Annotated in this window: 21 protein-coding genes; 16 read left to right on the top strand and 5 right to left on the bottom strand. The window is 70.9% G+C overall.

Annotated elements, in window-relative coordinates; genetic code table 11:
* The first annotated feature begins 129 nt into the window (after positions 1-129).
* The 10 genes from ACWD68_RS22060 to ACWD68_RS22105 all read left to right on the top strand — a co-directional run bounded on the left by ACWD68_RS22060 (position 130) and on the right by ACWD68_RS22105 (position 11,726).
* Positions 130-1,065, top strand: coding sequence for a carbohydrate ABC transporter permease (locus ACWD68_RS22060; protein WP_451808126.1), 936 nt, complete (start codon positions 130-132; stop codon positions 1,063-1,065).
* Entirely contained in the window at positions 1,062-1,964 is a 903-nt protein-coding gene (locus ACWD68_RS22065; protein ID WP_451808127.1) for a carbohydrate ABC transporter permease, read from the top strand. Before ACWD68_RS22060 ends, ACWD68_RS22065 begins: the two co-directional genes overlap by 4 nt.
* Positions 1,961-3,190 (top strand): Gfo/Idh/MocA family protein, encoded by a 1,230-nt coding sequence (locus tag ACWD68_RS22070; RefSeq protein ID WP_451808128.1) that lies wholly within the window; start codon positions 1,961-1,963, stop codon positions 3,188-3,190. Before ACWD68_RS22065 ends, ACWD68_RS22070 begins: the two co-directional genes overlap by 4 nt.
* Positions 3,187-4,029, top strand: a complete 843-nt coding sequence (locus tag ACWD68_RS22075; protein ID WP_451808129.1) for a DUF6807 domain-containing protein — start codon at positions 3,187-3,189, stop codon at positions 4,027-4,029. Before ACWD68_RS22070 ends, ACWD68_RS22075 begins: the two co-directional genes overlap by 4 nt.
* Positions 4,029-5,594, top strand: coding sequence for a family 43 glycosylhydrolase (locus ACWD68_RS22080; RefSeq protein WP_451808130.1), 1,566 nt, complete (start codon positions 4,029-4,031; stop codon positions 5,592-5,594). The genes ACWD68_RS22075 and ACWD68_RS22080 overlap by 1 nt, the downstream gene beginning before the upstream one ends.
* Positions 5,595-5,772: 178 nt before the next feature.
* Entirely contained in the window at positions 5,773-7,155 is a 1,383-nt protein-coding gene (locus ACWD68_RS22085; RefSeq protein WP_451808131.1) for an ABC transporter substrate-binding protein, read from the top strand.
* A 221-nt stretch (positions 7,156-7,376) separates the two neighbouring features.
* Positions 7,377-8,171, top strand: coding sequence for a rhamnogalacturonan acetylesterase (locus ACWD68_RS22090; RefSeq protein ID WP_451808132.1), 795 nt, complete (start codon positions 7,377-7,379; stop codon positions 8,169-8,171).
* A 27-nt stretch (positions 8,172-8,198) separates the two neighbouring features.
* Positions 8,199-9,542, top strand: a complete 1,344-nt coding sequence (locus ACWD68_RS22095) for a pectate lyase family protein (protein ID WP_451808133.1) — start codon at positions 8,199-8,201, stop codon at positions 9,540-9,542.
* A 2-nt stretch (positions 9,543-9,544) separates the two neighbouring features.
* Positions 9,545-10,690, top strand: a complete 1,146-nt coding sequence (locus tag ACWD68_RS22100) for a pectinesterase family protein (RefSeq protein ID WP_451808134.1) — start codon at positions 9,545-9,547, stop codon at positions 10,688-10,690.
* A 241-nt stretch (positions 10,691-10,931) separates the two neighbouring features.
* Positions 10,932-11,726 carry an HAD family acid phosphatase gene (locus ACWD68_RS22105; RefSeq protein WP_451808135.1) on the top strand — a complete coding sequence of 265 codons (795 nt, stop codon included), beginning with the start codon at positions 10,932-10,934 and terminating at the stop codon, positions 11,724-11,726.
* A 162-nt stretch (positions 11,727-11,888) separates the two neighbouring features.
* Here the strand turns inward: ACWD68_RS22105 and ACWD68_RS22110 are convergent, their stop codons facing one another.
* The 3 genes from ACWD68_RS22110 to ACWD68_RS22120 form a co-directional block, all read right to left on the bottom strand.
* Positions 11,889-12,719, bottom strand: coding sequence for a pectate lyase (locus tag ACWD68_RS22110; RefSeq protein WP_451808136.1), 831 nt, complete (start codon positions 12,717-12,719; stop codon positions 11,889-11,891).
* 205 nt (positions 12,720-12,924) lie between these two features.
* A complete protein-coding gene (locus ACWD68_RS22115) occupies positions 12,925-13,782 on the bottom strand; it encodes a hypothetical protein (RefSeq protein ID WP_451808137.1) in 858 nt (285 codons plus the stop codon).
* Positions 13,779-14,345: a SigE family RNA polymerase sigma factor gene (locus tag ACWD68_RS22120; protein WP_451808138.1), complete on the bottom strand. Its 567-nt coding sequence runs from the start codon at positions 14,343-14,345 to the stop codon at positions 13,779-13,781. The genes ACWD68_RS22115 and ACWD68_RS22120 overlap by 4 nt, the downstream gene beginning before the upstream one ends.
* A gap of 255 nt (positions 14,346-14,600) precedes the next feature.
* On the opposite strand from ACWD68_RS22120, the gene ACWD68_RS22125 reads away from it, so the two are divergent.
* Complete coding sequence (locus ACWD68_RS22125; protein ID WP_451808139.1) at positions 14,601-16,052, top strand: NCS2 family permease; 1,452 nt, start codon at positions 14,601-14,603, stop codon at positions 16,050-16,052.
* Between the two features lie 53 nt (positions 16,053-16,105).
* Here the strand turns inward: ACWD68_RS22125 and ACWD68_RS22130 are convergent, their stop codons facing one another.
* The gene (locus ACWD68_RS22130; RefSeq protein WP_451808163.1) at positions 16,106-17,557 is read right to left on the bottom strand and encodes a peptidoglycan D,D-transpeptidase FtsI family protein; all 1,452 of its coding nucleotides are present in this window, start codon (positions 17,555-17,557) and stop codon (positions 16,106-16,108) included.
* A gap of 135 nt (positions 17,558-17,692) precedes the next feature.
* Positions 17,693-18,466 (bottom strand): IclR family transcriptional regulator, encoded by a 774-nt coding sequence (locus ACWD68_RS22135; RefSeq protein WP_451808140.1) that lies wholly within the window; start codon positions 18,464-18,466, stop codon positions 17,693-17,695.
* Positions 18,467-18,598: 132 nt separating this feature from the next.
* Here ACWD68_RS22135 and ACWD68_RS22140 point away from each other — a divergent pair, with 132 nt between their 5' ends.
* The 5 genes from ACWD68_RS22140 (at position 18,599) to ACWD68_RS22160 (ending at position 23,578) form a co-directional block, all read left to right on the top strand.
* On the top strand, positions 18,599-20,128 hold the full coding sequence (locus ACWD68_RS22140; protein WP_451808141.1) for an aldehyde dehydrogenase (NADP(+)): 1,530 nt from the start codon (positions 18,599-18,601) through the stop codon (positions 20,126-20,128).
* Positions 20,129-20,229: 101 nt separating this feature from the next.
* Positions 20,230-20,838: a DUF1349 domain-containing protein gene (locus ACWD68_RS22145; RefSeq protein WP_451808142.1), complete on the top strand. Its 609-nt coding sequence runs from the start codon at positions 20,230-20,232 to the stop codon at positions 20,836-20,838.
* Between the two features lie 201 nt (positions 20,839-21,039).
* The gene (locus ACWD68_RS22150; protein WP_451808143.1) at positions 21,040-21,606 is read left to right on the top strand and encodes an N-acetyltransferase family protein; all 567 of its coding nucleotides are present in this window, start codon (positions 21,040-21,042) and stop codon (positions 21,604-21,606) included.
* A gap of 78 nt (positions 21,607-21,684) precedes the next feature.
* Positions 21,685-22,404, top strand: a complete 720-nt coding sequence (locus ACWD68_RS22155; protein ID WP_451808144.1) for a DsbA family oxidoreductase — start codon at positions 21,685-21,687, stop codon at positions 22,402-22,404.
* Between the two features lie 88 nt (positions 22,405-22,492).
* On the top strand, positions 22,493-23,578 hold the full coding sequence (locus ACWD68_RS22160; protein ID WP_451808145.1) for an aminotransferase class V-fold PLP-dependent enzyme: 1,086 nt from the start codon (positions 22,493-22,495) through the stop codon (positions 23,576-23,578).
* Positions 23,579-23,603: the final 25 nt, after the last annotated feature.

A 23,603-nucleotide genomic window follows, 5' to 3' on the forward strand; every position in this document is an offset into this window, starting at 1 on the left:
ACGGCCAGTGTCACGAACGGTCCGTATCCCGAACTCCGTACGCGAAGGGCTTGACCTCTGAGCATCGAGCAAGCGCTTCCTACGGACCACGCACGTGCTCCACGGCACCCGCTAGAACGGAGAACAGTCATGGCCCAAGCCGCAGCCGTGGCGAAACCGCCCGCGCCACCCCGGCGGCGCCGTGCTTCCGCGACCCCGCGCAGGCTTCCGTATCTGCTCATCGCCCCGGCGGCGCTGATGATGCTGGGCTTCATCGCCTACCCCGTCATCAGCGTCTTCTACTACAGCCTGCAGAACTACAACCCCACCAAGCCGTGGCGCAACGGCTACGCGGGGTTCGACAACTTCGTGCACGCCTTCACCGACGATCCCCAGTTCTGGGACACGCTGACCTTCAGCGCGAAGTGGGTCGTCGTCGAGGTGGGTCTCCAGCTGCTGTTCGGTCTGGCGCTCGCGCTGATCGTCAACCAGACCTTCGTAGGGCGGGCGGCCGCCCGCGCGCTGGTCTTCTCGCCCTGGGCGGTCTCCGGGGTGCTGACCTCGGCGATCTGGGTGCTGCTCTACAACTCCCAGACGGGCATCACCCGTTACCTCGCCGATGCCGGCATCGGCTCGTACGGGACCAGCTGGCTGTCGGACACCTCGACCGTCTTCCCTGCGGCCGTGGTCGCCGACCTGTGGCGCGGTGTCCCCTTCTTCGCGATCCTGATCCTCGCCGATCTCCAGTCCGTCTCCAAGGACCTCTACGAGGCCGCCGAGGTCGACGGGGCGAGCCGCGTCCGCCAGTTCCTGCACATCACGCTGCCGCACCTCAAGGACGCGATCATCCTCTCCACGCTGCTGCGCGCGGTGTGGGAGTTCAACAACGTCGACCTGCTCTACACGCTGACCGGCGGCGGACCCGCGGGCGAGACGACGACGCTCCCGCTCTACATCGCCAACACCAGTGTCGACGCCCACAACTTCGGCTACGCGTCGGCCCTGACCACGGTCGCGTTCGTGATTCTGCTGTTCTGCTCGATCGTCTATCTGCGGCTGAGCAAGTTCGGAGGCGGGGACAAGTGATCACCAAGGACGCCCGGACGATCGCTCCGGCCGCACCCGCCCCGCCCGCCGAGGAACCCCGCCCGGACGAACGGAGGAAGCGCCGCGCCTGGGACGAGGCCCCGCGCCGGCAGATCTACGTCCCGCTCGGCATCTACCTGCTCTTCACCCTGATCCCCTTCTACTGGATCCTGCTCTTCGCGCTGCGCCCGGCCGGCTCGACCTCGCTCGTGCCCTGGCCCATGACCTTCGAGCACTTCGACAAGGTGTGGACCGAGCGCAGCTTCGGGACCTACTTCCAGAACAGCGTGCTCATCGCCGTCGCCACCCTGGTGATGACCACGCTCGTCGCGCTCGCCGGCGGCTACGCGCTCGCCCGTTTCGACTTCAGGATCAAGCGTGGCTTCATGCTCGCGCTGCTCTGCTCGCAGTTCGTGCCGGGCGCGCTGCTCCTCGTCCCGCTCTTCCAGATCTTCGCCGAACTCCGCATGATCAACTCGCTGGCCAGCGTCATCATCGCCGAGACGGTCTTCCAGCTGCCGCTCTCGATGATCCTCATCAGCGGCTTCATCAGGAACGTGCCGTACTCCCTCGAAGAGGCCGCCTGGGTGGACGGCTGCAACCGCTTCGACGCCTTCCGGATCGTCGTCCTTCCGCTGCTGCGGCCCGGGTTGATCGCCGTCGGCTCCTTCGCCTTCGTGCACGCCTGGAACCACTTCCTGTTCGCCCTGATGTTCCTCAGCGACCAGAGCAAGCAGACCATCCCCGTCGGCCTCAACACCCTGATGAGCTCCGACAGCGTCGACCTGGGCGCGCTCGCCGCGGGCGGCATCATCGCCGCCGTCCCCGTGGTCGTCGTCTTCGCCTTCATCCAGAAATGGCTGATCACCGGATTCAGCGCGGGGGCGGTGAAGGGATGACGTCCTCCTCTCACCAGGGCCGTGCCGGGCACGGAGCCGGCCCGCGGAACGCGCCCGCGGGCCGCCCGGCGAACACGCCGCCCGGCGGACTCCCGCTGCCCGTCGTCCTCGCGGGCGCCCGGGGCCACGGCGGCTGGCACCTGAACAACATCCGCCGTCTCCAGGACAAGGGCCTGGTACGCCTCGTCGGCGTCTGCGAGCTGACCCCGCTCACCGTGGAGGAACTGGGCGGGCAGCACGTCGAGCAGTCCGCCGACTTCGGGGCCCTGCTCGACTCCACCGGCGCCGCGGTCGCGGTGATCTGCACCCCCATCCCCACCCACACCGACCTGGCGCTGATCGCCGCGCGCAGAGGTGTCCACCTGCTCCTGGAGAAGCCGCCCGCGCCTTCCTACGCCGAGTTCCGGCGGATGGCCGACGGGGTCGCGGCGGCCGGAGTGGTCTGCCAGATCGGCTTCCAGTCGCTCGGCTCGCACGCCGTGCACGCCGTCAGGAAACTGATCGACGAGGGCGCGCTGGGCCGGGTGACCGGCATCGGCGGGGCGGGGGCCTGGGCGCGCGACGAGGCGTACTACCGGCGCGCGCCCTGGGCGGGAAGGCGCCGGCTGAACGGCGTGGACGTGGTCGACGGTGTCCTGACGAACCCGCTGGCCCACGTCGTCGCCACGGCCCTCGCGCTGGACGGCTCGACCCGAGCCGAGGACGTCACCGGGATCCGGACCGAGCTGCTGCGCGCCAACGACATCGAGTCCGACGACACCTCGTGCGTGCGGATCACGACCACCGGGGGCCGGATCACGGTCGCCGCGACGCTCTGCGCCGAACAGCCCGGTGAACCGTATGTCCTGGTGCACGGCACGGGCGGCCGGATCACCTTCTGGTACAAGCAGGACCGGGTGCTCGTGCAGCGGTCCGGGCGCGGCCCCGAGGAGATCGAGTACGGCCGCACGGACCTGCTGGAGAACCTGGTCGGGCATCTGACGGACGGCGCCGAACTCCTGGTCCCGCCCGAGTCGACGGGCGCCTTCATGAAGGTCGTCGAAGCGATCCGGCAGGCGCCCGACCCGGTCGAACTGCCCCCGGACGCCTGGGAGCTGCTCTCCGGCGAGCGGCGTCGCGTGGTGCGCGGCATCGACGGATTCGTCGCGGCGGCCGCCGACACCCTCGCCCTCTACTCCGAGCAGGGCGCCCCCTGGGCGCTCCCGAAAGAGGTGAGCACCGGATGAACGACGCATCGCTGGTCCTGCGTGTGACGGGCCGTCCCGTCGGCCGCTACGTCACCCGGCCCGCACTGCCGGCCCGGCTCTCCCCGCGCCCGTATCTGCACCCCGTCACCACCCTGGCCGGCACGGCTGTCACCGAGCTCAGCCCCGCCGACCACGCACACCACCTCGGCGTCGGTGTCGCCGTACCCGACGTCGAGGGGCACAACTTCTGGGGCGGGCGCACCTACGTCCGCGACCAGGGGCCGACCGAGCTCGACAACCACGGAGCCCAGCGGCACTCCGCGTTCCAGCTGCGCGACCCCGACGGCTTCGTGGAGGAGCTGCGCTGGGTCGCCGCGGGCACCGAGCTGCTGCGCGAGCGCCGTACGGTCGCGGCCGTCGGACTCACCGACTCCGCCTGGGCGCTGGACTTCACCTTCTCCCTCACGAACGTCACCTCGCGCGGACTCTCCCTCGGCAGCCCGGCCACCAACGGCCGGCCCGGCGCGGCGTACGGAGGCTTCTTCTGGCGGGCCCGCAAGGAAGCGGGCGCCCCGCGCGTGTTCACCGCCGACGCCGAGGGCGAGGAAGCGGTGCACGCGCGCCCCGCCGACTGGCTCGCCCTCGCGGGCGCCGGCTGGACGCTCGTCTTCGCCGGGGCCACCGGCACCACGCGCCACGACCCGTGGTTCGTCCGCACCGCCCAGTACCCGGGCGTCGGCTCCTCCCTCGCGCACGAGCGGCGGCTCACCGTCGAGGCGGGCGACACGCTCGTGCGCCGGGTCGTCACCGTCGTCGCCGACGGAGCCCTCGACCGGTCCGGTGCCGCCGCCCTGGTACGCAAGGCGGTGAGCCCCTGATGGCCCTGCCCTCCGCCGACCTGGGTGACGGCACCTACCGCAACCCGGTCCTCGACGCCGACTGGTCCGACCCCGACCCGCTGCGCGTCGGCGACGACTTCTACCTCACCGCCTCCAGCTTCGGCCGCGCCCCCGGCCTGCCCCTGCTGCACTCCCGGGACCTGGTCAACTGGACGCTCGTCGGGCACGCCCTCCAGCGCCTCGCACCTGCCGCCGAGTTCAGGCGTCCCCGGCCCGACTGCGGTGTGTGGGCGCCCTCCCTGCGCCACCACGACGACCGCTTCTGGATCTTCTGGGGCGACCCCGACCACGGCATCTTCCAGGTCAACGCACCCGAGATCAGGGGCCCTTGGACCCGTCCGCACCTGGTCAAGGAGGGCAAGGGGCTCATCGACGCCTGCCCGCTGTGGGACGAGGAGACCGGCGAGGCGTATCTCGTGCACGCCTGGGCCAGGTCCCGCGCGGGCGTGAAGAACCGGCTCACCGGACACCGGATGCGCCCCGACGGCACCGGGCTGCTCGACGAGGGAAAGGTGATCGTCGACGCCGACCGGATTCCCGGCTGGTTCACCCTCGAAGGCCCCAAGGCCTACCGTCACGACGGCTGGTTCTGGATCTTCGCGCCCGCCGGGGGAGTCGAGACCGGCTGGCAGGGCGCCTTCCGTTCGCGCGGCTTCTTCGGGCCCTACGAGGAGCGGGTGGTCCTGGAACAGGGGAACACCCCGGTCAACGGCCCGCACCAGGGCGGCTGGGTGCGCACGGCGGCGGGCGAGGACTGGTTCGCGCACTTCCAGCAGCGCGGGCCCTACGGACGGGTGGTCCACCTCCAGCCGATGCGCTGGGGAGCGGACGGCTGGCCGGTGCTCGGTGACCGGGGCGCCCCCGTCGCCGTACACCGGAAGCCGGACCTGCCGCCGCAGGCGCCGTCCGCGCCCGCCACGGACGACGACTTCCCCGGGGGCCGCTTCGGGCGCCAGTGGCAGTGGACCGCCAACCCCGAGGACGGCTGGGCCACCCAGCACTCCGGCGACGGACTCCGGCTGAGCTGTGTCCGCACGGCGGACGCGCACGACCTGCGCGCGCTGCCCCATGTCCTCACCCAGCGACTGCCGGGCGCGGCCGCCACGGTCCAGGTCGACCTGCGCCTCGACAGCGAGGCGCCCGGGGCGCGGGCCGGGCTCGTGGTGCTCGGCGACGCGTTCGGCTGGATCGGGCTCCAGCGGGAGCCGGACGGATCGGTGCGGCTCGTGCACCGGTTCGCCGAGCCGGTCGCCGGGGGAGCACCCGCCGCGTCCTCGGACCCGGGCGGGAGCGAGCGCGACGCGGCTCCGGCACGGACCGCGCCCGAGGGCCGGGCCCGGCTGTGGATCGAGATCGGCGCGGGGGCCCGCTGCCGCTTCTCCTACGACGTCGGTGGCGGCCGGCAGCCCTCGGGGCAGGTCTTCGCCGCGACCGGCCGGCGCTGGGTCGGCGCCCTGCTCGGCCTGTTCGCGCAGGCGCCGGCCGGCGGGGGCCACGCCGGCGCCGCCACGTTCACGCGTTTCCGTCTCATCGCGACCCCCTGAGGGTCACTTCCTGCCGTTCGTCCGCCTGTTGGGAGCCGCAATGACGCACCTCCGTAGCAAGCGCTTGCCGGATGTGGAAGGAAGGGCGCGTCCCTTCCGGAAGCAGCCGGGTGCCGATCTCCGAGGACAACTCACCGACCCCACAACCCCGTTGGATCCAGAGGAAGAGAGCCGACCGATGAAGATCAGCCCACAGAAGATCAGCCCAGTGGGGACCGGTCCGATCAGGACCGGCGCCCGTGGAGCCAGGCGCGCGGCCATGGCCGTCGCCCTCGGTTCCGTGCTCGCGCTGACCGTCACCGCCTGTGGTGACGGCGGAAGCGGCAGCGCGGGGGACAAGGGCACCGAGGGCTCCGGCAAGGGCGAGATCACCTTCTGGGACAACAACGGCGGTGTCCGCACAGACATCTGGAAGCAGATCATCGCCGACTTCGAGAAGAAGTACCCGGACATCAAGGTCAACTACGTCGGCATCCCGGCCGCGAGCGCCCAGTCCAAGTACGACACCGCCATCCAGGGCGGCGGCCTGCCCGACGTCGGCGGCGTGGGCACCGCCATGCTCGCCGAGGTCGCCGTCCAGGGGGCGCTGGAGCCGCTGGACAGCCGGATCGAGAAGAGCTCGCTGAACGGCAGGCTGAGCCAGAACCTGCTCGACGTCAGCCGGGCCGCGGGCGGCGGCGACAAGCTGTACCAGGTGCCGACCTCCGCCAACAACGGCACGCTGTGGTACCGCACCGACCTGTTCAAGTCGGCGGGCCTCGACGCTCCGACGACCTGGTCGAAGTTCTACGACGCCGCAGGCAAGCTCACCGACAAGGGCAAGAACAAGTTCGGCTTCACCATCCGCGGCGGCGAGGGCTCCATCGCCCCGGCGCTGGACGCGGCGTACGGCCAGACCGGGATCACCTCCTTCTGGAACGGCGACAAGACCACCGTCAACGACCCGAAGAACGTGGCGGCCCTGGCGAAGTACGTCGCCCTGTACAAGAAGGTCACCCCGTCCGCCGACGTCAACAACGACTTCACCAAGATGGTCGCGCAGTGGGACAGCGGCACCATCGGCATGCTGAGCCACAACCTCGGCTCCTACCAGGACCACCTGAAGGCGCTGGGCACCGGCAAGTTCCGCGGGGTCCCGAACCCCACGATGGACGACGGCACGCGCGTACAGATCTCCAACCCGGTCGACGGACTCAGCCTGTTCAAGTCCGGCAAGAACAAGGCGGCCGCCTGGAAGTTCATCGAGTTCGCCCTCTCGGCGGCGGAGAACTCCAAGTTCAACGAGTCCGCGGGCCAGGTGCCGGCGAACACCGACGCCGCCAAGGACGCCTGGATCCAACGGGCCGAGCCGACCAGGCTGGCTGCCGAGGCGCTGAACGGCACCGGCACCAAGATCGTGCAGCTGCCGTACTACCTGCCCGACTGGAACACGATCTCCAAGGCCGACAACGAGCCGAACTTCCAGAAGGTGCTCCTCGGCAAGATGAGCGCGAAGGACTTCCTGGACACGCTGGCCGATCAGCTGAACGAGGCCCAGGCGGACTGGAAGGCCCACAACTAGTCCTGTGCGCTCACCGCGTCCGGCCGTGCCGTGCGTGGTGCCGTGGGTGGTGCCGTGCCGCGGTCGGTCCGCGCCGGTCCGTGGCCGCCGGGATGTCCCGCGGCCACGGACCGGCCACGGCCGTGGCTCCCGCCGCCCGCGGCGGAGCCGCGGATCGAAGCAGCCACGCGCCCTCCGGGGCGCGTCCCCCCCCCCCGGCCTCTGTCGAAAGGCACAAGCCCGTGTCCCTGACGCGCAGACAGATCACCTCGGCGGCCGTGGCCGCCTTACCCCTCGCCGTCGCCGCGACGGCACCCGCCTCGGCCCGCCCGAACCGCCGGCCGCGCACCGTCCACATCGCCGGCGACTCCACCGCTGCCCAGAAGTACGCCGACGCCGCACCCGAGACCGGTTGGGGCATGGCGCTCCCGTTCTTCCTCGGCCAGGACATCGTGGTCGCCAACCACGCGGTGAACGGCCGCAGTTCGAAGAGCTTCATCGACGAGGGCCGCCTCGCCGCGATCCTCGGGGTGATCCGGCCCGGTGACCTCCTGCTCGTCCAGTTCGGGCACAACGACGAGAAGACCGCCGATCCGACGCGGTACACCGAGCCGTGGACGACGTACCAGGACTGCCTGCGGCAGTACATCGACGGCGCGCGGGCCCGGGGCGCCCGGCCGGTGCTCGCCACCCCGGTGGAGCGCAGAAAGTTCGACGCGGACGGCAACGCGGTGCCGACGCACGGCGACTACCCGGTGTCCATGCGCGCGCTCGCCGCGGACGAGCATGTGGCGCTTCTCGACATTCAGGCCCTGTCCGTCGCCCTGTGGCAGCGGCTCGGCGTCGAGGAGACGAAGAAGTACTTCAACTGGACCGCGACCGAGCAGGACAACACGCACTTCAACCCGCCCGGCGCGATCGCGGTGGCCCGGCTCGTCGCGGCCGGACTGCTGCACCGCCGGGTGCTCACGCCCCGGGACGTACGCCGTCTCGACGCGGAGACACCCGAGTCCTGGATCACCTGGCCCGCCGCCTGAATCCCTGAGCCGAAGGAGAGCCGCACCATGAACACACGGAAATGGCATGCGCATGCCACATGGAACGCGACCGCCGGGCGGAGAGCGGCCGCACTGATGGGCTGCACCGCCCTCGTGCTCGCCGCCACCGGCACCACCGCCCAGGCCCGGGCCCAGTCCCAGCCCCAGTCCCGCGAGCTCGGCCGGCAGACGCTCGCCGCGGGCGACGGCTGGGCGTCCGAGGGGACCGGCACCACCGGTGGCTCCGCCGCCGAGCCCGCCCAGGTCCACACGGTCACGAACTGGGCGGAGTTCAGGGCCGCGCTCGCCGCCGACGGCAGCGCGCCGAAGATCATCAAGGTCAAGGGCACGATCGACGCCAACGCCGACGGCTGCGACTCCTTCGCCGCGCCCGGCTACGACTTCGACCGGTACCTGGCCGACTACGACCCCGCGGTGTGGGGCTACGACCAGGTGGTGAGCGGCGAGCAGGAGGATCTGCGCGCCGCCTCCGCCGCCGGCCAGGACACCGCCATCAAGGCGTACGTCCCCGCCGACACCACCATCGTCGGCATCGGCCGCAACGCCGGGATCAAGGGCGCGAGCCTGCAGATCAAGGACGTCGACAACGTCATCGTCCGCAACCTCGCCTTCGAGAGCCCCCTCGACTGCTTCCCGCAGTGGGATCCGACCGACGGCGACACCGGCAACTGGAACTCCGAGTACGACAGCGCGGTGGTCTACGGGGCCACACACGTCTGGCTCGACCACAACACGTTCACCGACGGCGACCATCCGGACAGCTCGCTGCCGGCCTACTACGGCCGGATCTACGAACAGCACGACGGCGAACTCGACATCGTCAAGGGCGCCGACCATGTGACGGCCTCCTGGAACGTCTTCGCCGACCACGACAAGACCATCCTGATCGGCAACAGCGACAGCGCGGCGACCGCCGCCGTGGACCGCGGCCACCTGAAGGTCACCCTCCATCACAACCTGTTCACCGGCCTCGTCGAGCGCGCGCCGCGCGTCCGCTTCGGACAGGTGGACTCCTACAACAACCACTTCGTCGCCGACGCCGCCTACTCCTACAGCTTCGGCATCGGCATGGAGTCCCGACTCGTCGCGGAACACAACGCGTTCACGCTGCCGGACTCGGTCAGTGCCGCGAAGATCCTGAAGAAGTGGAAGGAGGCGCCGCTCACCGCCGCCGACAACTACGTCAACGGCGTACGGACCGATCTGATCGCCGTGCACAACGCGGAGATTCCCGCCGAGACACTCCAGTCCGGTGCCGGGTGGACACCGGCCCTGCGCACGAAGGTCGACGCGCCCAGGGCCGTTCCCGGCATCGTCGACCACCGCGCGGGCGCCGGAAAGATCTGCTGACCGTGGCCGGACACCCCGTCAGCAGAAGGGCGTTCGTCGCCGCGAGCACCGGAGCCGCACTGGCTCCGCTGCTCGCGGCGCCCGCCCGCGCCGCCGCCGGGCGCCCGCCCTTCGGGCGCCACGGCTCGCCGTCCGCGCGGCTCGACGCGAGGACGCTGTACGTCCACCCCGGCGGCCTCGGCGACCACACCACGGTGCAGGCCGCCGTGACCGCCGCGACCGGCGCCGGGTTCACGCTGGTCATCGCGCCCGGCGTGTACCGCGAGACGGTCTCGGTCGGAGCGGTCGACCCGGCGACCGGCCTGCCCGGTGCCGCGGGCTCCGAGATGACCTGGATCGGCGCCTCCGACGACCCGCGCGACGTCGTCGTCGTGTACGACAACGCCAACGGCACTCCCAGACCCGACGGTTCGGGCACCTACGGCACCACCGGGTCCGCGACGACGACCCTGCGCACCGACGGGTTCACGGCCCGCTCGATCACCTTCGCCAACGACTGGCTGCGCGCCGACCACCCCGGGATCACCGGCACCCAGGCCGTGGCCGTCAAGGTGCAGGGCGACCGCTCGGCGTTCCACCGGTGCCGGTTCCTCGGCCACCAGGACACGCTGTACGCGGACTCGATCGCGCTGGGCACCTTCGCCCGGCAGTACTACCGGGACTGCTGCATCGAGGGCGATGTGGACTTCGTCTTCGGCCGCGCGACGGCGGTCTTCGAGTACTGCCGCTTCCGCACCCTGAACCGTACGGACCTGGCCGCCGCCCCGTACGGCTTCGTCTTCGCGCCGTCCACGGCCGTCGCCGACCCGCGCGGATACCTGGTCACCCGCAGCCGGATCAGCAGCGCGGCACCGGACGCGTACTACAAGCTGGCCCGCCCCTGGGTGCCCGGCTCGGACACCACCGCCCGCCCCATGCTGACCGTCCGCGACACCCGCCTGGACGCCGGGACCGACGCGGTCGCGCCCTACACCGACATGTCCGCCGCCCATCCGTGGCAGAGCCAGCGTTTCGCCGAGTACCGCAACACGGGCCCCGGCGCGGTGATCAGCGTCCCGGAGAACCGGCCCCAGCTCACCGAGGAGGAGGCCCCGTCGGCGACCCGTGCGGCGTACCTGGGCGACTGGACGCCGGGGAGGGGATGCTGAGACGCGCACACGGAGGCCGAGCGGCACAACGCCACGAGCACCTGCAACGCCCGGCAGTCCAGCGGCACTCCGCCCGGCACGACCTCCTGACCACGGGCGGCACCGCCATCGGCGCCACGGCCGACTGACCGGCCGGCCCCGTCACCTCCGGGGCGCTTGACCCGATTTTTGCCTGTGAAGGAGGTATCGATCAGGCAACGGGTCTCGCGTCCGGTCGGGTGACGCGCGTAGAACTCCTGTCATGCATAAGCCACTGCGCATCGCGGCCATCGCCGCCACCTGTGTCGTCGCCGGTGCCGCCCTGTACGGCACCGGTGTCGCCACCGCCGGTCAGTCGACGGCGAACTCGACGCACGAGCCATACAACATCGGGCTCCTCGTCAAGGACATCGACACCTACTACGGCACCACGCTCGACAGCAACGGGGTGTACCAGGCGTCCCCCGACAGCCAGTACGCCAAGGACCTCGCGCGGATCGACGCCGCCGCGAAGAAGGACATCGACAAGGCGGCCCGCAAGGCCCACCACCGGCACCAGAAGCCCGCGGTCGTCTTCGACATCGACGACACCCTGCTCCTCTCCCTCGACTACGAGAGGAAGACCAACTACACCTACAGCTCGGCCTCCTGGGCCACCTACGTCGCCCAGGCGAACCGTCCGGCGGTCTTCGGCAGCCCCGAACTCGTCGCCTACGCCGAGTCCAAGGGCGTCGAGGTCTTCTACAACTCGGGCCTGAAGGAGTCGCAGCGCGTCTCCGCGGTCGACAACCTGAAGAAGATCGGCGTCGACGTCAACCTCGACGCCGAGCACATCTTCCTCAAGGACGCGGCCAACCCGCCCGCCTACCTGAGCGACTGCGCCACCGCCGCCGCCTGGAACTGCACGACGGTGCAGTACAAGGCCGGTACCCGCAAGCACATCGAGTCGCTCGGGTACGACATCGTCGCGAACTTCGGCGACCAGTACTCGGACCTCGAAGGCGGCTACGCCGACAAGACGTACAAGCTCCCGAACCCGACGTACTTCGTGAGCTGAACGAGCCCGTCCGCATCCGCACGGGCGAACGCCCCCGCCGGTCGTCACCGGCGGGGGCGTTCTTCTGCCGGCCGAGGGGGGCTCAGGCCGACAGGTCCACACAGTCGATGACGTCAAAAACGAATGTGAGGTTGTTTCCCGGGCGCGAGTGAATCGCCCGGCTCATTCGTACGTGACGTCCGACGCCGTGAACCTGCACGACGTCCCGTCCGGTCCGGTGCCGAGTTCCTTCGGCTCCTTGCCCGTGCTGTTGCCCTGGAAGCGGACGCACGTCTTGATCTTCTTCTTGGTGTCGCCGTGGATGCGGATGTTGCGCAGCGAGGCCGTGTCGCCGTAGTTGGAGTTGATGCCGACGATCGCCTTGCCCGGCGCCGTCACATCGACGTCGTCGATGACGACCGTGCGCTTGAACTGCGTCTTGCAGTTGCCGCAACTGCGCACCAGCTTGCCGAAGTTCTCGACCTGGAACTTGCTGACCACCAGCTTGCCGGCGCCGTTGAACTGCAGGACCTTGTCGTCCGCGCCCTTGGCGCCGCCGCCGTAGACCTTGTAGACCGCCGAGGACGACTTGCCCTTGAAGCTCGCCGCGTCCTCGCCGACGTCCAGCCACCACACGTTCTGCAGGGTGCAGCTGCCGAGGCAGTGGACGCCGTCGGCGGCGGGGGTGCCGATGACGACGTTCTTCAGGACCGCGCCGTCCGCCAGTTCGAAGATCGGTCCCTGGTCCTCGTCCTGGCCGCCGGTCCCGAGGGCGCCGCTGCCGTAGAACTTCGTCAGCCTGCCGTCGTAGGTGCCCGACACCGAGATCGTCGACGACACGGCCTTGCTGCCCCTGGCCTCCGGCCAGGTCGTCGCCGCGCCCGCCGAGCCCAGCGTCGAGGTCGTGACGATCGCCGCGCCGGTGAGGGCGAGGGCGGACACGCCGCCGATCACGGCACGCCGTCCGGTGATCCGGCGGCGGTGGCGGACGCGCTGTTCAACTCGTGCAGTCATGAACCGAGTTCCTTGAGTGGTGAGGAGATCTTGCGTCTCCTGGTCGCCACCGCCGGGGAAAGGGTTGCCGCATCCGCGGATCTTCCTCGTGGGGGTCAGCCCCGGGCCGCCGTCGGAGGGGTCCGCCGCAGGTCGCCGCCGCCGGGCGTCCGCCCGGTACGGCCGTATGACGGACGCGGGCATGAACTGCCCAAGCGGCCGTCCGCTACGAGTCGTCGTCGCCGTGAGCCGCGAAGTCCCCCGCCACGGTGGACTGTTCGCCGCCCTTCGCGGTCGCCGTCACCGCGTAGCCGTCGTCCTTCGCGTCCCGGCCTCCGCGGTCGTGGTCGTACTGGCCCGCGAAGACCCACTCGCCCGGCCAGACCGTGCGACCCGCCTTGAGCACCCAGGTGTAGACGAGGAAGCCGTCCCGCTCGGCGACGGTCGTCGTGAAGTCGCTCTCGGGCGGCGAACGCCAGGCGCCCGCGTCGCTCACCCCGCCGGTCTGCCGGACCTTCAACTCAACCGTCAGTGAGGTGAGTTGCTCGCCGGTCTTCAGGGTGACATCGCTCTGCGCCCAGAACTCGTTGCTGTGCGGGTCGACCGAGCCGTCCGACCACAACGGGCCGTCCGCGGTCTTGCCGGCGGGCACCCGGGTCGCGGTGGGCGCGGTCGCCGTGGGGGTGTCCGAGGGCGACGGACCCGGCTCGTCCGTCTCCTTCGGCGTACCGGAGCGACGGCTGGGCTCGGGGGCCACCGGCGTCCGCCCGGTCGGGTCCGGCGACGGCTCCGGGGTCGGCGAGACCGCGACGGTCTGCTGCGGCGGGGCGTCGTCCCGCACCGCCGAGGCGACCGCGTAGCCGCCCACCGCGAGGACGCCCGCGACCGCCGCCGTGGCGCCCACGACACGGGCCCAGCCGAGTACGGGCGGGCGCGCCGCGCGCTGCGAGGGCCGCCCCTCGCCGGAGCCCGCCATGCCGCGCTCCACCCGGGCCAGGATGTGCGCGCGGTCGGGCTCGTGCGCCTCGGCCGCCTCACGCAGCCGGGCGCGCAGCTCGTCGTGCACGTCCTGCGCCTCCCTCATCGGTCTCGTCCTCCGGCTCCGCCCAAGGGCAGCACTCCCGCGCGCATCCGCACCGACGCCTCCTCGGTGCCGAGTAGCCGCTTCAACTCGGTCATGCCCTTCGACGTCTGGCTCTTCACCGTACCGACGGAGATCCCGAGGGCGAGCGCGGTGTCCTTCTCCGACAGATCGAAGGCGTGCCGCAGCACGACACAGGCGCGCTTGCGGAACGGCAGCCGGCGCAGCGCCTCCTGGACATCGACCACGCCCGGTACGTCGGGGTTCTCGGTCCTGTCCTCGCGCTGCGACCAGAAGAGCGTGATCCGCCGGCGCTCGCGCACCGCGGCGCGGATCCGGGTGCGGGCGAGATTGGCGACCACACCGCGCGCGTACGCCACCGGATGGTCGGCGGCCCGCACCCGGTCCCAGCGGTGCCAGAGCGCGAGCAGCGCGTCGGCGGCCAGATCGTCCGCGGCGTCCGGCTCGCCCGTCAACAGGTGTGCCAAGCGGGCCAGTTCGCTGTAGTGCCGCTCGAAGAAGGCGTGGAACTCCACGGAGGCGGCGTCGTCGACGACAGTGCCCACGGGGTACCTCTCCTCGCTACGGATGTGGCACCGGTGCGGGTGCGGCGTATACGGCCCCTGTGATTCACCTGTGGGGAAAGGGCTTCCGGTGGGGCGAGTTGCGTGAGCGTACCAGTCGCTCGTACGGAGCTTCGAACAGCGTATGGCGGGCCGAACTCGATTCCGTAACACGGGGAAAACCTGAAAGCGGTTGATCGGGGGAACAATCCAGCCAGCATCCGCACACCAGGCACGCAGGTATCGAGGAGTATCGCCATGTCCGAAGCGCAGAAGGTGGCCGACCGGCCAAGTGCCGCACCCCCGGCGGCAGGCAGTGTCGACGGGTTCTTCAAGATATCCGCGAGGGGCTCCACCTTCGGCCGGGAGATACGCGGCGGATTCGCCACGTTCTTCACGATGGCCTACATCCTCGTCCTGAACCCGATCATCCTGGGCAGCGCCGAGGACAAGTTCGGCCACCACCTCGACGCCGTCCAACTGACCACCGCCACCGCCCTGGTGGCCGCGGTCATGACGATCATCATGGGCGTCGGCGGCAACCTCCCGCTCGCGCTCGCCGCCGGCCTCGGCCTCAACGCGGTGGTCGCCTTCCAGATCGCCCCGCTGATGAGCTGGGACGACGCGATGGGCCTGATCGTCCTGGAGGGCCTGCTCATCTGCGTGCTGGTGGTGACCGGTCTGCGGGAGGCCGTCATGCACGCGATCCCGCAACCGCTGAAGCAGGCGATCAGCGTCGGTATCGGCCTGTTCATCGCTTTCATCGGCTTCGTGGACGCCGGCTTCGCCACCCGTATCCCGGACGCGGCGAACACCACCGTGCCGGTGCAGCTCGGCGGCACGGGCGCGCTCGCCGGCTGGCCGATTCTCGTCTTCTGTCTCGGTGTCCTGCTGACCATCGGTCTGCTCGCCCGCAAGGTCAAGGGCGCGATCCTGATCAGCATCGTCACCATGACGGTCGTGGCGATCGTCATCAACTCCGTCGCCGACATCAAGGGCTGGGGCCTGACCACGCCCAAGGTGCCCGACGACGTGGTGGCCTCACCGGACTTCGGGCTGCTCGGTCACTTCAGCCTGTTCGGCGCGTTCGGCGAGACCAGCGCGATCACCGTCGTCCTGCTGGTCTTCACCCTCGTCCTGTCGGACTTCTTCGACACCATGGGCACGGTCGTCGGCATCAGCGCCGAGGCGGGCCTGCTGGACGAGGAGGGCAAGGTGCCCAACCTGGGGCGGGTGCTGCTGATCGACGGCGCCGCCGCGGTCGCCGGCGGCGCGGCCTCGGCCTCCTCCTCGACGTCGTACATCGAGTCGGCGGCGGGCGTCGGCGAAGGCGCGCGTACCGGTTTCGCCAACCTGGTCACCGGCGGGCTGTTCGCCCTCGCGCTCTTCCTGACGCCGATCCTCACGATCGTCCCGCTGCAGGCCGCCGCGCCCGCGCTCGTCGCCGTCGGCTTCCTGATGATGACCCAGGTCAAGCACATCGACTGGGACAAGTACGAGATCGCCATCCCCGCGTTCCTGACCATCGCCGTGATGCCGTTCACCTACTCGATCACCAACGGCATCGGGGCGGGGTTCCTGGCGTACGTCCTGATCAAGACGGTGCTCGGGAAGGCCAAGGAGGTCCACTGGCTGCTCTGGGCGGCCTCCGCGCTGTTCCTGGTGTACTTCGCGATCGACCCGCTGGAGCAGCTGCTCGGGGTGAAGTGACGGTCCCTCGCGGGACACCGGCCGGCCGCGGGGCGACCGCGGCCGGCCGGACGTCAGTCCTCCAGCGCCGCCCGCATCATCGCCTTGGCCACCGGTGCCGCCAGTCCGTTGCCGCTGACCTCCGAGCGCGCCGCGTTCGACTGCTCGACCATCACCGCGACGGCGACCTCCTTGCCGCTGGAGTCGGACTTCGCGAACGACGTGAACCAGGCGTACGGCGTCTTGCTGTTCTTCTCGCCGTGCTGGGCCGTGCCGGTCTTGCCGCCCACGGTCGCACCGGGAATCAGGGCGTTCGTGCCCGTGCCGTCCTCGACGACCGTCTGCATCGCGGACCGGAGCTGCCGGGCCGTGTCCGAGCTGACGATCTTCTCGGTCGACGTGCTGTCGTCGTAGTTCTTCAGCACATCGCCGTCGGCGTCGCTGGTCTGCGACACCATGTGCGGCGAGACCAGCTTGCCGTCGTTGGCGATAGCGGCGGACACCATGGCCATCTGGAGCGGGGTCGCGGTGACGTCGAACTGACCGATACCGGTCAGTGCCGTGGACGACTTGTCCATGTCCGAGGGGTACACGCTGGTGTACGCCCGCACCGGCACGTCCTGGGCCGTGTCGTTGAAGCCGAACTTCTCCGCCATCGACCTGACCTTGTCCTGGCCCAGGTCGACGGCCATCTTCGCGAAGACGTTGTTGCAGGAGTACTGGAGCGCGACCCGGATCGAGGCGTCCTCGCACGGCGCGGACGTGTTCTCGTTCTTCAGGACGGTCGTCGTGTTCGGCAGCGTGTACGGGTCCGGACTGTCCGTCTTCGCGTCCACGTCCGAGTACAGCCCGTTCTCCAGCGCGGCGGCGGCCACGACCAGCTTGAACGTCGAGCCGGGCGGCAGCGGCTGCCGCAGCGCGCGGTTGACCAGCGGCTTGTCGGCGTCCTTGGTCAGCCGCTGCCAGACGCTGGTGTTGCCCGCGCTGATCGACGTCGGGTCGTACGACGGTGTCGAGACGACCGCCAGGATCTTGCCGTTCTTCGGGTCGATCGCGACGGCGGCACCCTTGTTGTTCCCGAGCGCTTCGTACGCGGCCTTCTGCACGGCCGGGTCGATCGTCGTGACCACGTCACCGGGGTCGGCGCGCTTGTTCGTGAGTGAGTCCAGCGGGTTCTTCAGCTGGATGTCCGTGCCGTCCAGCAGGTCCCGGTAGATGCCCTCCAGCTGCGTCGCCCCGTAGACCTGCGAGCTGTAGCCGGTGACCGCCGCGTACAGGCTGCCGTCCTTGTAGGTCCGCTTGTACTTGAGGTCGCCGCCTGTCGTCTTCGCGGAACCGGTGATCGCGTCACCGGCCACGATGATGTTCCCGAGCGGATTCGCGTACAGCGAGATCGCGTTCCGTCGGTTGTCCTTGTCGTCCGCGAGTGCCCGGCCGTCGTAGAACTGCACCCACGTCGCCCTGACCAGCAGGGAGAGCACGAGCAGCAGACTGAAGACGGCGGCACGCCTGATCGTCTTGTTCATCCCGCACAGAAGGACGAGCGGACGGGAGTGAATCGTTCCCATCCGCCCGGATTTCTCATGAGTCCTTCATGAAGCCGGCTTCGTGCCGGCCCTCGTGAAACCGACGTCGCGCGGACCCGTCGGGGCCCGGACCGGTCAGAGCCTGCGGGTGGCCAGGGTGAGGCGGTCCCGGGCGTCGAAGAGGGCGTCCTTGACCATCTGCTCGTGCGCGGGAGTGAGCCGCGCCACAGGCACCGAGCAGCTGATCGCGTCGCGGGCGGGTGTGCGGTACGGGATCGCCACACCGAAGCAGCGAAGGCCCAGCGTGTTCTCCTCGCGGTCCACCGCGAAGCCCTGCTCCCGCACCTGGTGCAGCTCCTCGATGAGCTTCTCCCGGTCCGTGATCGTGTGCTCGGTCAGCGCGGGCAGCGTCTCGGGCAGCAGCTTGCGGACCTGCTCGTCGGTGTGTGTGGCCAGCAGGGCCTTGCCGAGCGAGGTGGAGTGCGCGGGGAGCCGGCGGCCGACCCGGGTGAAGGGGCGCAGATAGTGCTGCGACTGCCGGGTGGCCAGATAGACGACGTTCGTGCCGTCCAGGCGCGCGAGGTGGATGGTCTCCGTGGTGTCGTCGGAGAGGCGGTCGAGCGTGGGGCGGGCCGCGGCGACCACCTCGTCGCCGTCGATGTACGAGGTGCCGACCAGCAGGGCCCGTACGCCGATGCCGTACCGGGTGCCCGTCGCGTCCGTCTCGACCCAGCCGAGCTCCACGAGTGTCCGCAGCAGCATGTACAGGCTGGACTTGGGATAGCCGACGGCCTCCTGGACCGAGGCGAGGGAGTGCATTCCGGGCCGGCCGGCGAAGTACTCCAGCAATTCCACGGTCCGTACCGCGGACTTGACCTGCGCCCCGCCGCCTGTCTCGCCTGCCGACATCGCCCTTGACCCCTTCGTTGGACGGGAAATAGTCTCCAACAGGATATTCACCATCAGAGACAGCGTTCAGCATATCGAACACCCCTGGTGAGTGACACAAGAACTGTGGCATCACATCTGAAGGGACCCGCGGTGGCAGCAGCACCAGTCTGGAGTGTCGACCCCCGTACCGGGAAGCAGCGGGAGCAGGTTGCGGTGGAGGCCACAGCCCAGGAGGTGGACGAGGCCGTCCGCGCCGCGCACGCCGCTCGTCCCGCTCTCGTCGACCGCACCGTACGCGCCGCGTTCCTGCGCACCGCCGCCGACCTGCTCGAAGGCGCCAAGGACCAGCTCGTCGAGGCCGCCGACGCGGAGACGGCGCTCGGCCCGGTCCGGCTCACCGGCGAACTCGCGCGCACCTGCTACCAGTTGCGCGCCTTTGCCGGAATAGTCGACGAGGGCGCCTTCCTCGACGTCGTCATCGACCACCCGGACGGCACGGCCACCCCGCCGATCCCGGACCTGCGCCGCTACAAGGTGGCACTGGGTGTCGTCGCCGTGTACTCGGCCTCGAACTTCCCCTTCGCCTTCTCGGTCGCCGGCGGCGACACGGCGAGCGCGCTGGCCGCGGGCTGCCCGGTCGTCGTCAAGGCCCATCCCGACCACCCGGCGCTCTCCGAGCTGGTCGCGGCCGTCCTGCGCCGGGCCGCCGCCCGCCACGGCATCCCCGAGGGCGTCATCCGCCTCGTCCACGGCTTCGAGGCCGGCGTCGAGCTGGTCCGGCACCCGCTGATCGCGGCGGCCGGGTTCACCGGCTCGATCCGCGGCGGGCGCGCGCTGTTCGACGCGGCCTCCGCGCGTCCGGTGCCGATCCCGTTCCACGGCGAGCTGGGCTCCCTCAACCCCGTCGTCGTCACCGAGGCCGCGGCCGCCGAGCGCGCGGAGGAGATCGGCGCGGGTCTCGCCGGTTCGATGACCCTGGGCGTCGGCCAGTTCTGCGTGAAGCCGGGCCTGGTGCTCGCGCCGGCCGGCGCGGCGGGCGACCGGCTGCTGAAGTCCCTGACCGACGCGGTGAGCGACACCGCCTCCGGGGTCCTGCTCGACCACCGGATGCGCGACAACTTCATCGCCGGGGTCGCCGAGCGCGCCGGACTCCCGGACGTCCAGGCCCCGGTGACACCGGGCGCGGGCGGCGAGCACACGGTGAGCCCCGGCTTCCTGACCGTGCCCGCGCGCAAGCTCGCGGCCGAGGGTGAGCACGATCTGCTCCTCGAGGAGTGCTTCGGGCCGCTCACGGTCGTGGCGCGCTACGAGGACGAGTCCGAGGCCGGCGCGGTGCTCTCCCGGCTGCCGGGCAACCTCACGGCCACGGTGCAGCTCTCCGCCGAGGAAGCGGCGGGCGAGGGGCGCGGTGCGGAGATCCTCGCCGAGCTGACCTCCCTCGCGGGCCGCGTGCTGGTGAACGGCTGGCCGACGGGGGTCGCCGTCGCTCCGGCCCAGCACCACGGCGGGCCGTACCCCGCGACGACCTCGACGTCCACGTCGGTCGGCGGCAGCGCCATCGAGCGGTGGATGCGGCCGGTGGCCTATCAGGGTGTGCCCGAGGCGCTGTTGCCGCCCGAGCTGCGGGACGACAACCCGCTGGGTCTGCCCCGGCGTTACGACGGGCGTCTGGAGCGGTAGAGCCCCGGGCGGGTCCTTCGCGGGCCGCGGAGCCGCGTGACCGGTCACGCGGTTTCCCGCGTCCCCCGGGGACGCGGCCACGGACCTGAGAGACTCGGACCATGGACGTCGAACTCCCCGAACTCCCCTTCCCCCTCCGCACCTACGGCCCCGGCGGGCACTGGTCGTACGAGGACGGCGCACTCACCGGCTGGGCCGGCCCCCGGCAGGACCGCTTCGTGCCGCCCACCGGTGAAGGGCTCGACCCGGCCTCGGACGCGCCGCGTCTGCTCGGGTCGCCGGAGGGGGACTTCCAGCTGATCGCCCGCGTGACGGTCGGCTTCAGGGCGGCCTTCGACGCGGGCGTCCTCTACGTCCACGCCGGGGAGCGGGCCTGGGCGAAGCTGTGTCTGGAGTACTCCCCGGCCGTGCCCACCGTCTGCACGGTGGTCACCCGGGGGCATTCCGACGACGCCAACTCCTTCACCGTCGACGGCAGTTCCGTCTGGCTGCGGGTGAGCCGCACGGGTCGCGCCTTCGCCTTCCACGCCTCCCGCGACGGCGAGCGCTGGACCTTCGTCCGCCTCTTCACCCTGGCCGACGAGAAGGAGACCGGGGCGGCGCTGGTGGGCTTCATGACGCAGTCGCCGATGGGGGAGGGCTGCGTGGTGACGTACGAGCGCATCGAGTTCCGTCCGGCCTGGCCGCTCGACCTGCGCGACGGCAACTAGGGCGTGTCCTGGCCTGGTCGGACCGGACCGGACCGAGTACCAGGCTCCCCCGAGAAGGCCACACCGCACGCCGGACCGGCCGCCGTCGGCCGGGCAGGCAGGACGGGCAGGCCGGACGGTGCGGGCCGGAGTGCGGAGCGCCTGCCGCACCCGGTTCGACCGGAGCGGAACCGCGTCGTCCGCGGTCACGTCCTCAGCTGTGTGATCGAGGACCGTGTGAATCATGTACGCCGGGTGATCAGGACCGCGCTGCCCGCCGAGGCGGCCGTCGTCGCCGACCTGCACGCCCGGGCCCGGGCGACGTACTACCCGGACGGACTGCCGCAGGACGGCACGGACTGGCTCGTCGCCTGGCGGAGCGCCATGGAGCGCCCGGACGGGCATGTGCTCTGCTTCGTGCTGGACGGCCGGATCGCGGGCATCGCCTCCTTCCGTACGGCCGAGGGCGCGCCCGCCGACACCGTCAAGCTCTACCAGTTCCATGTCGACCCCGACCGCTGGCGGGCCGGCATCGGGACCGAGCTGCACGCGGCCTGCGTGGAGGAGTGGCAGGCGGACGGGAAGCACACGGCGACGCTCGACGTGCATGTCGACAACCGGCGCGCCCAGGCCTTCTACGCCCGCCTGGGCTGGGTCCCCGATCCGGAGAACCCGCCCGCGGAGGACGACCACCACAGGTATCTGCGGTACGCGGTGACCCGGGCTGCGCCCCAGGCGGCGACCGGGACGGGGACTGCGACCGGGGCCGGGACCGCGACCGGGGAATGACCCGAGCCGTTTGAACGTTCACATACCGACGTCCCCGGAGGGTGTCCCGTATCCGTACGACCTGGAGAGAGCCGAAGAATGCGCGTCGAGATCTGGAGCGACATCGCCTGCCCGTGGTGCTATGTCGGAAAAGCCCGCTTCGAGAAGGCGTTGGACGCCTTCCCGCACCGTGACCAGGTCGAGGTCGTGCACCGCTCCTTCGAGCTCGACCCGGGCCGCGCCAAGGGCGACATCCAGCCGGTGATCACGATGCTCACCAAGAAGTACGGCATGAGCGAGGCGCAGGCACACGCGGGCGAGGAGAACCTCGGTACTCAGGCCGCCGCCGAGGGCCTGGCGTACCGCACCCGGGACCGCGACCACGGCAACACCTTCGACATGCACCGTCTGCTGCACCTCGCCAAGGAGCGGGGCCGCCAGGACGAGCTGATCGGCCTGTTCTACAAGGCGAACTTCGCCGAGGAGCGGACCGTCTTCGGTGACGACGAGCGGCTCGTGGAGCTGGCCGTCGCCGCCGGGCTCGACGCCGACGCCGCCCGCGAGGTGCTCGCCGACCCGGCCGCCTACGCCGACGACGTCCGCGCCGACGAGCGCGAGGCCGCCGAGCTGGGCGCGAACGGCGTCCCCTTCTTCGTCCTCGACCGCACGTACGGCGTCTCCGGCGCGCAGCCCGCCGAGGTCTTCGCCCAGGCGCTGGCCCAGGCGTGGGGCGAGCGGCCGCAGCTGAAGCTGATCCAGGACGGAGCCGCCGACGCGGAGGCCTGCGGTCCGGACGGCTGCGCCGTTCCCCAGGGCTGAACACCGCGGGTCGGCGCCCCGGCACCGAAAAGCGCAGGTCGGAGCCGATGCATAAGCGCTCCTTGGGGAAACCGCGTAAAAATGCGCAATGGACTGGGGCATCGTCTGGGCCCACAGTGGTCCCATGGAGACCTTCGAGACCCTCGTCCGTGCCGAGTTCGCCCCGAAGAACACCTATCTGAACACCGCGAGCACCGGCCTGCTGCCGGCCCGCACCGTGACCGCGATGCGGGCCGCCGTCGAGTCCGTGGCCGCCGGGCAGCCCGCCGACATGTTCGCGGACGTCGAGGCGGCCCGCTCGTCGTTCGCCCGTCTCGTCGGGGTGCCCGATCGCCGGGTGGCGGCCGGGGCCTCGGTCGCCGTGTACAGCGGACTGATCGCGGCCTCGCTGCCGCCGGGCGCCGAAGTCCTCACCGCGGAGGCGGACTTCAGCTCCGTCGTGACGCCCTTCCACGTCCGCGGCGACCTCAAGGTCCGCGCCGTACCGCTGGAGCGGATCGCCGAATCCGTGCACTCCGGCACCGCGCTCGTCGCCGTGAGCGCCGCGCAGTCCGCCGACGGCCGGATCGCCGGGCTGGAGGCGATCCGGGAGGCCGCGCGGGAGCACGGTGCCCGCACGTACATCGACGCCTCCCAGGCCGCCGGATGGCTGCCCCTGAACGCGGACACCTACGACTACGTCTCCTCCGTCGCCTTCAAGTGGCTCGTCTGCCCGCGCGGCGTGGCTTTCCTGGTCGTCCCGGAGGATCTCGGCGGACTCACCCCGGTGTTCGCCGGCTGGGTCGCGGGTGAGGCCCCCTGGGACAGCTGCTACGGCCCCGTCGAGGAACTCGCCCACTCCGCACGGCGGTTCGACGAGAGCCCGGGCCTCTTCGCCTACGCCGGAGCCCGGCATTCATTGGAACTCCTCGAGGAACTGGGCGTGGAGCGGGTGCGGGCCCACGACCTCGCGCTCGCCGACCGCTTCCGCGCCGGCCTGCTCGAACGAGGTCACGAACCGGTGCCCGCCCCCGGCTCCTCGATCGTCTCCGTGCCCGGACTCGGCCGCCTCCAGGCCGAGTTGAGCCGCGCCGGAGTCGAAGTCTCCGACCGCGCGGGCAACATGAGAGCGGCGTTCCATCTGTACAACACCCCGGACGACGTCGACCGGCTGCTCGACCTGCTGCCCGGCTGAGCGTCCGCGCGCCGCCCCGGCCCTC

This window comes from Streptomyces sp. NPDC005141, assembly GCF_053599975.1.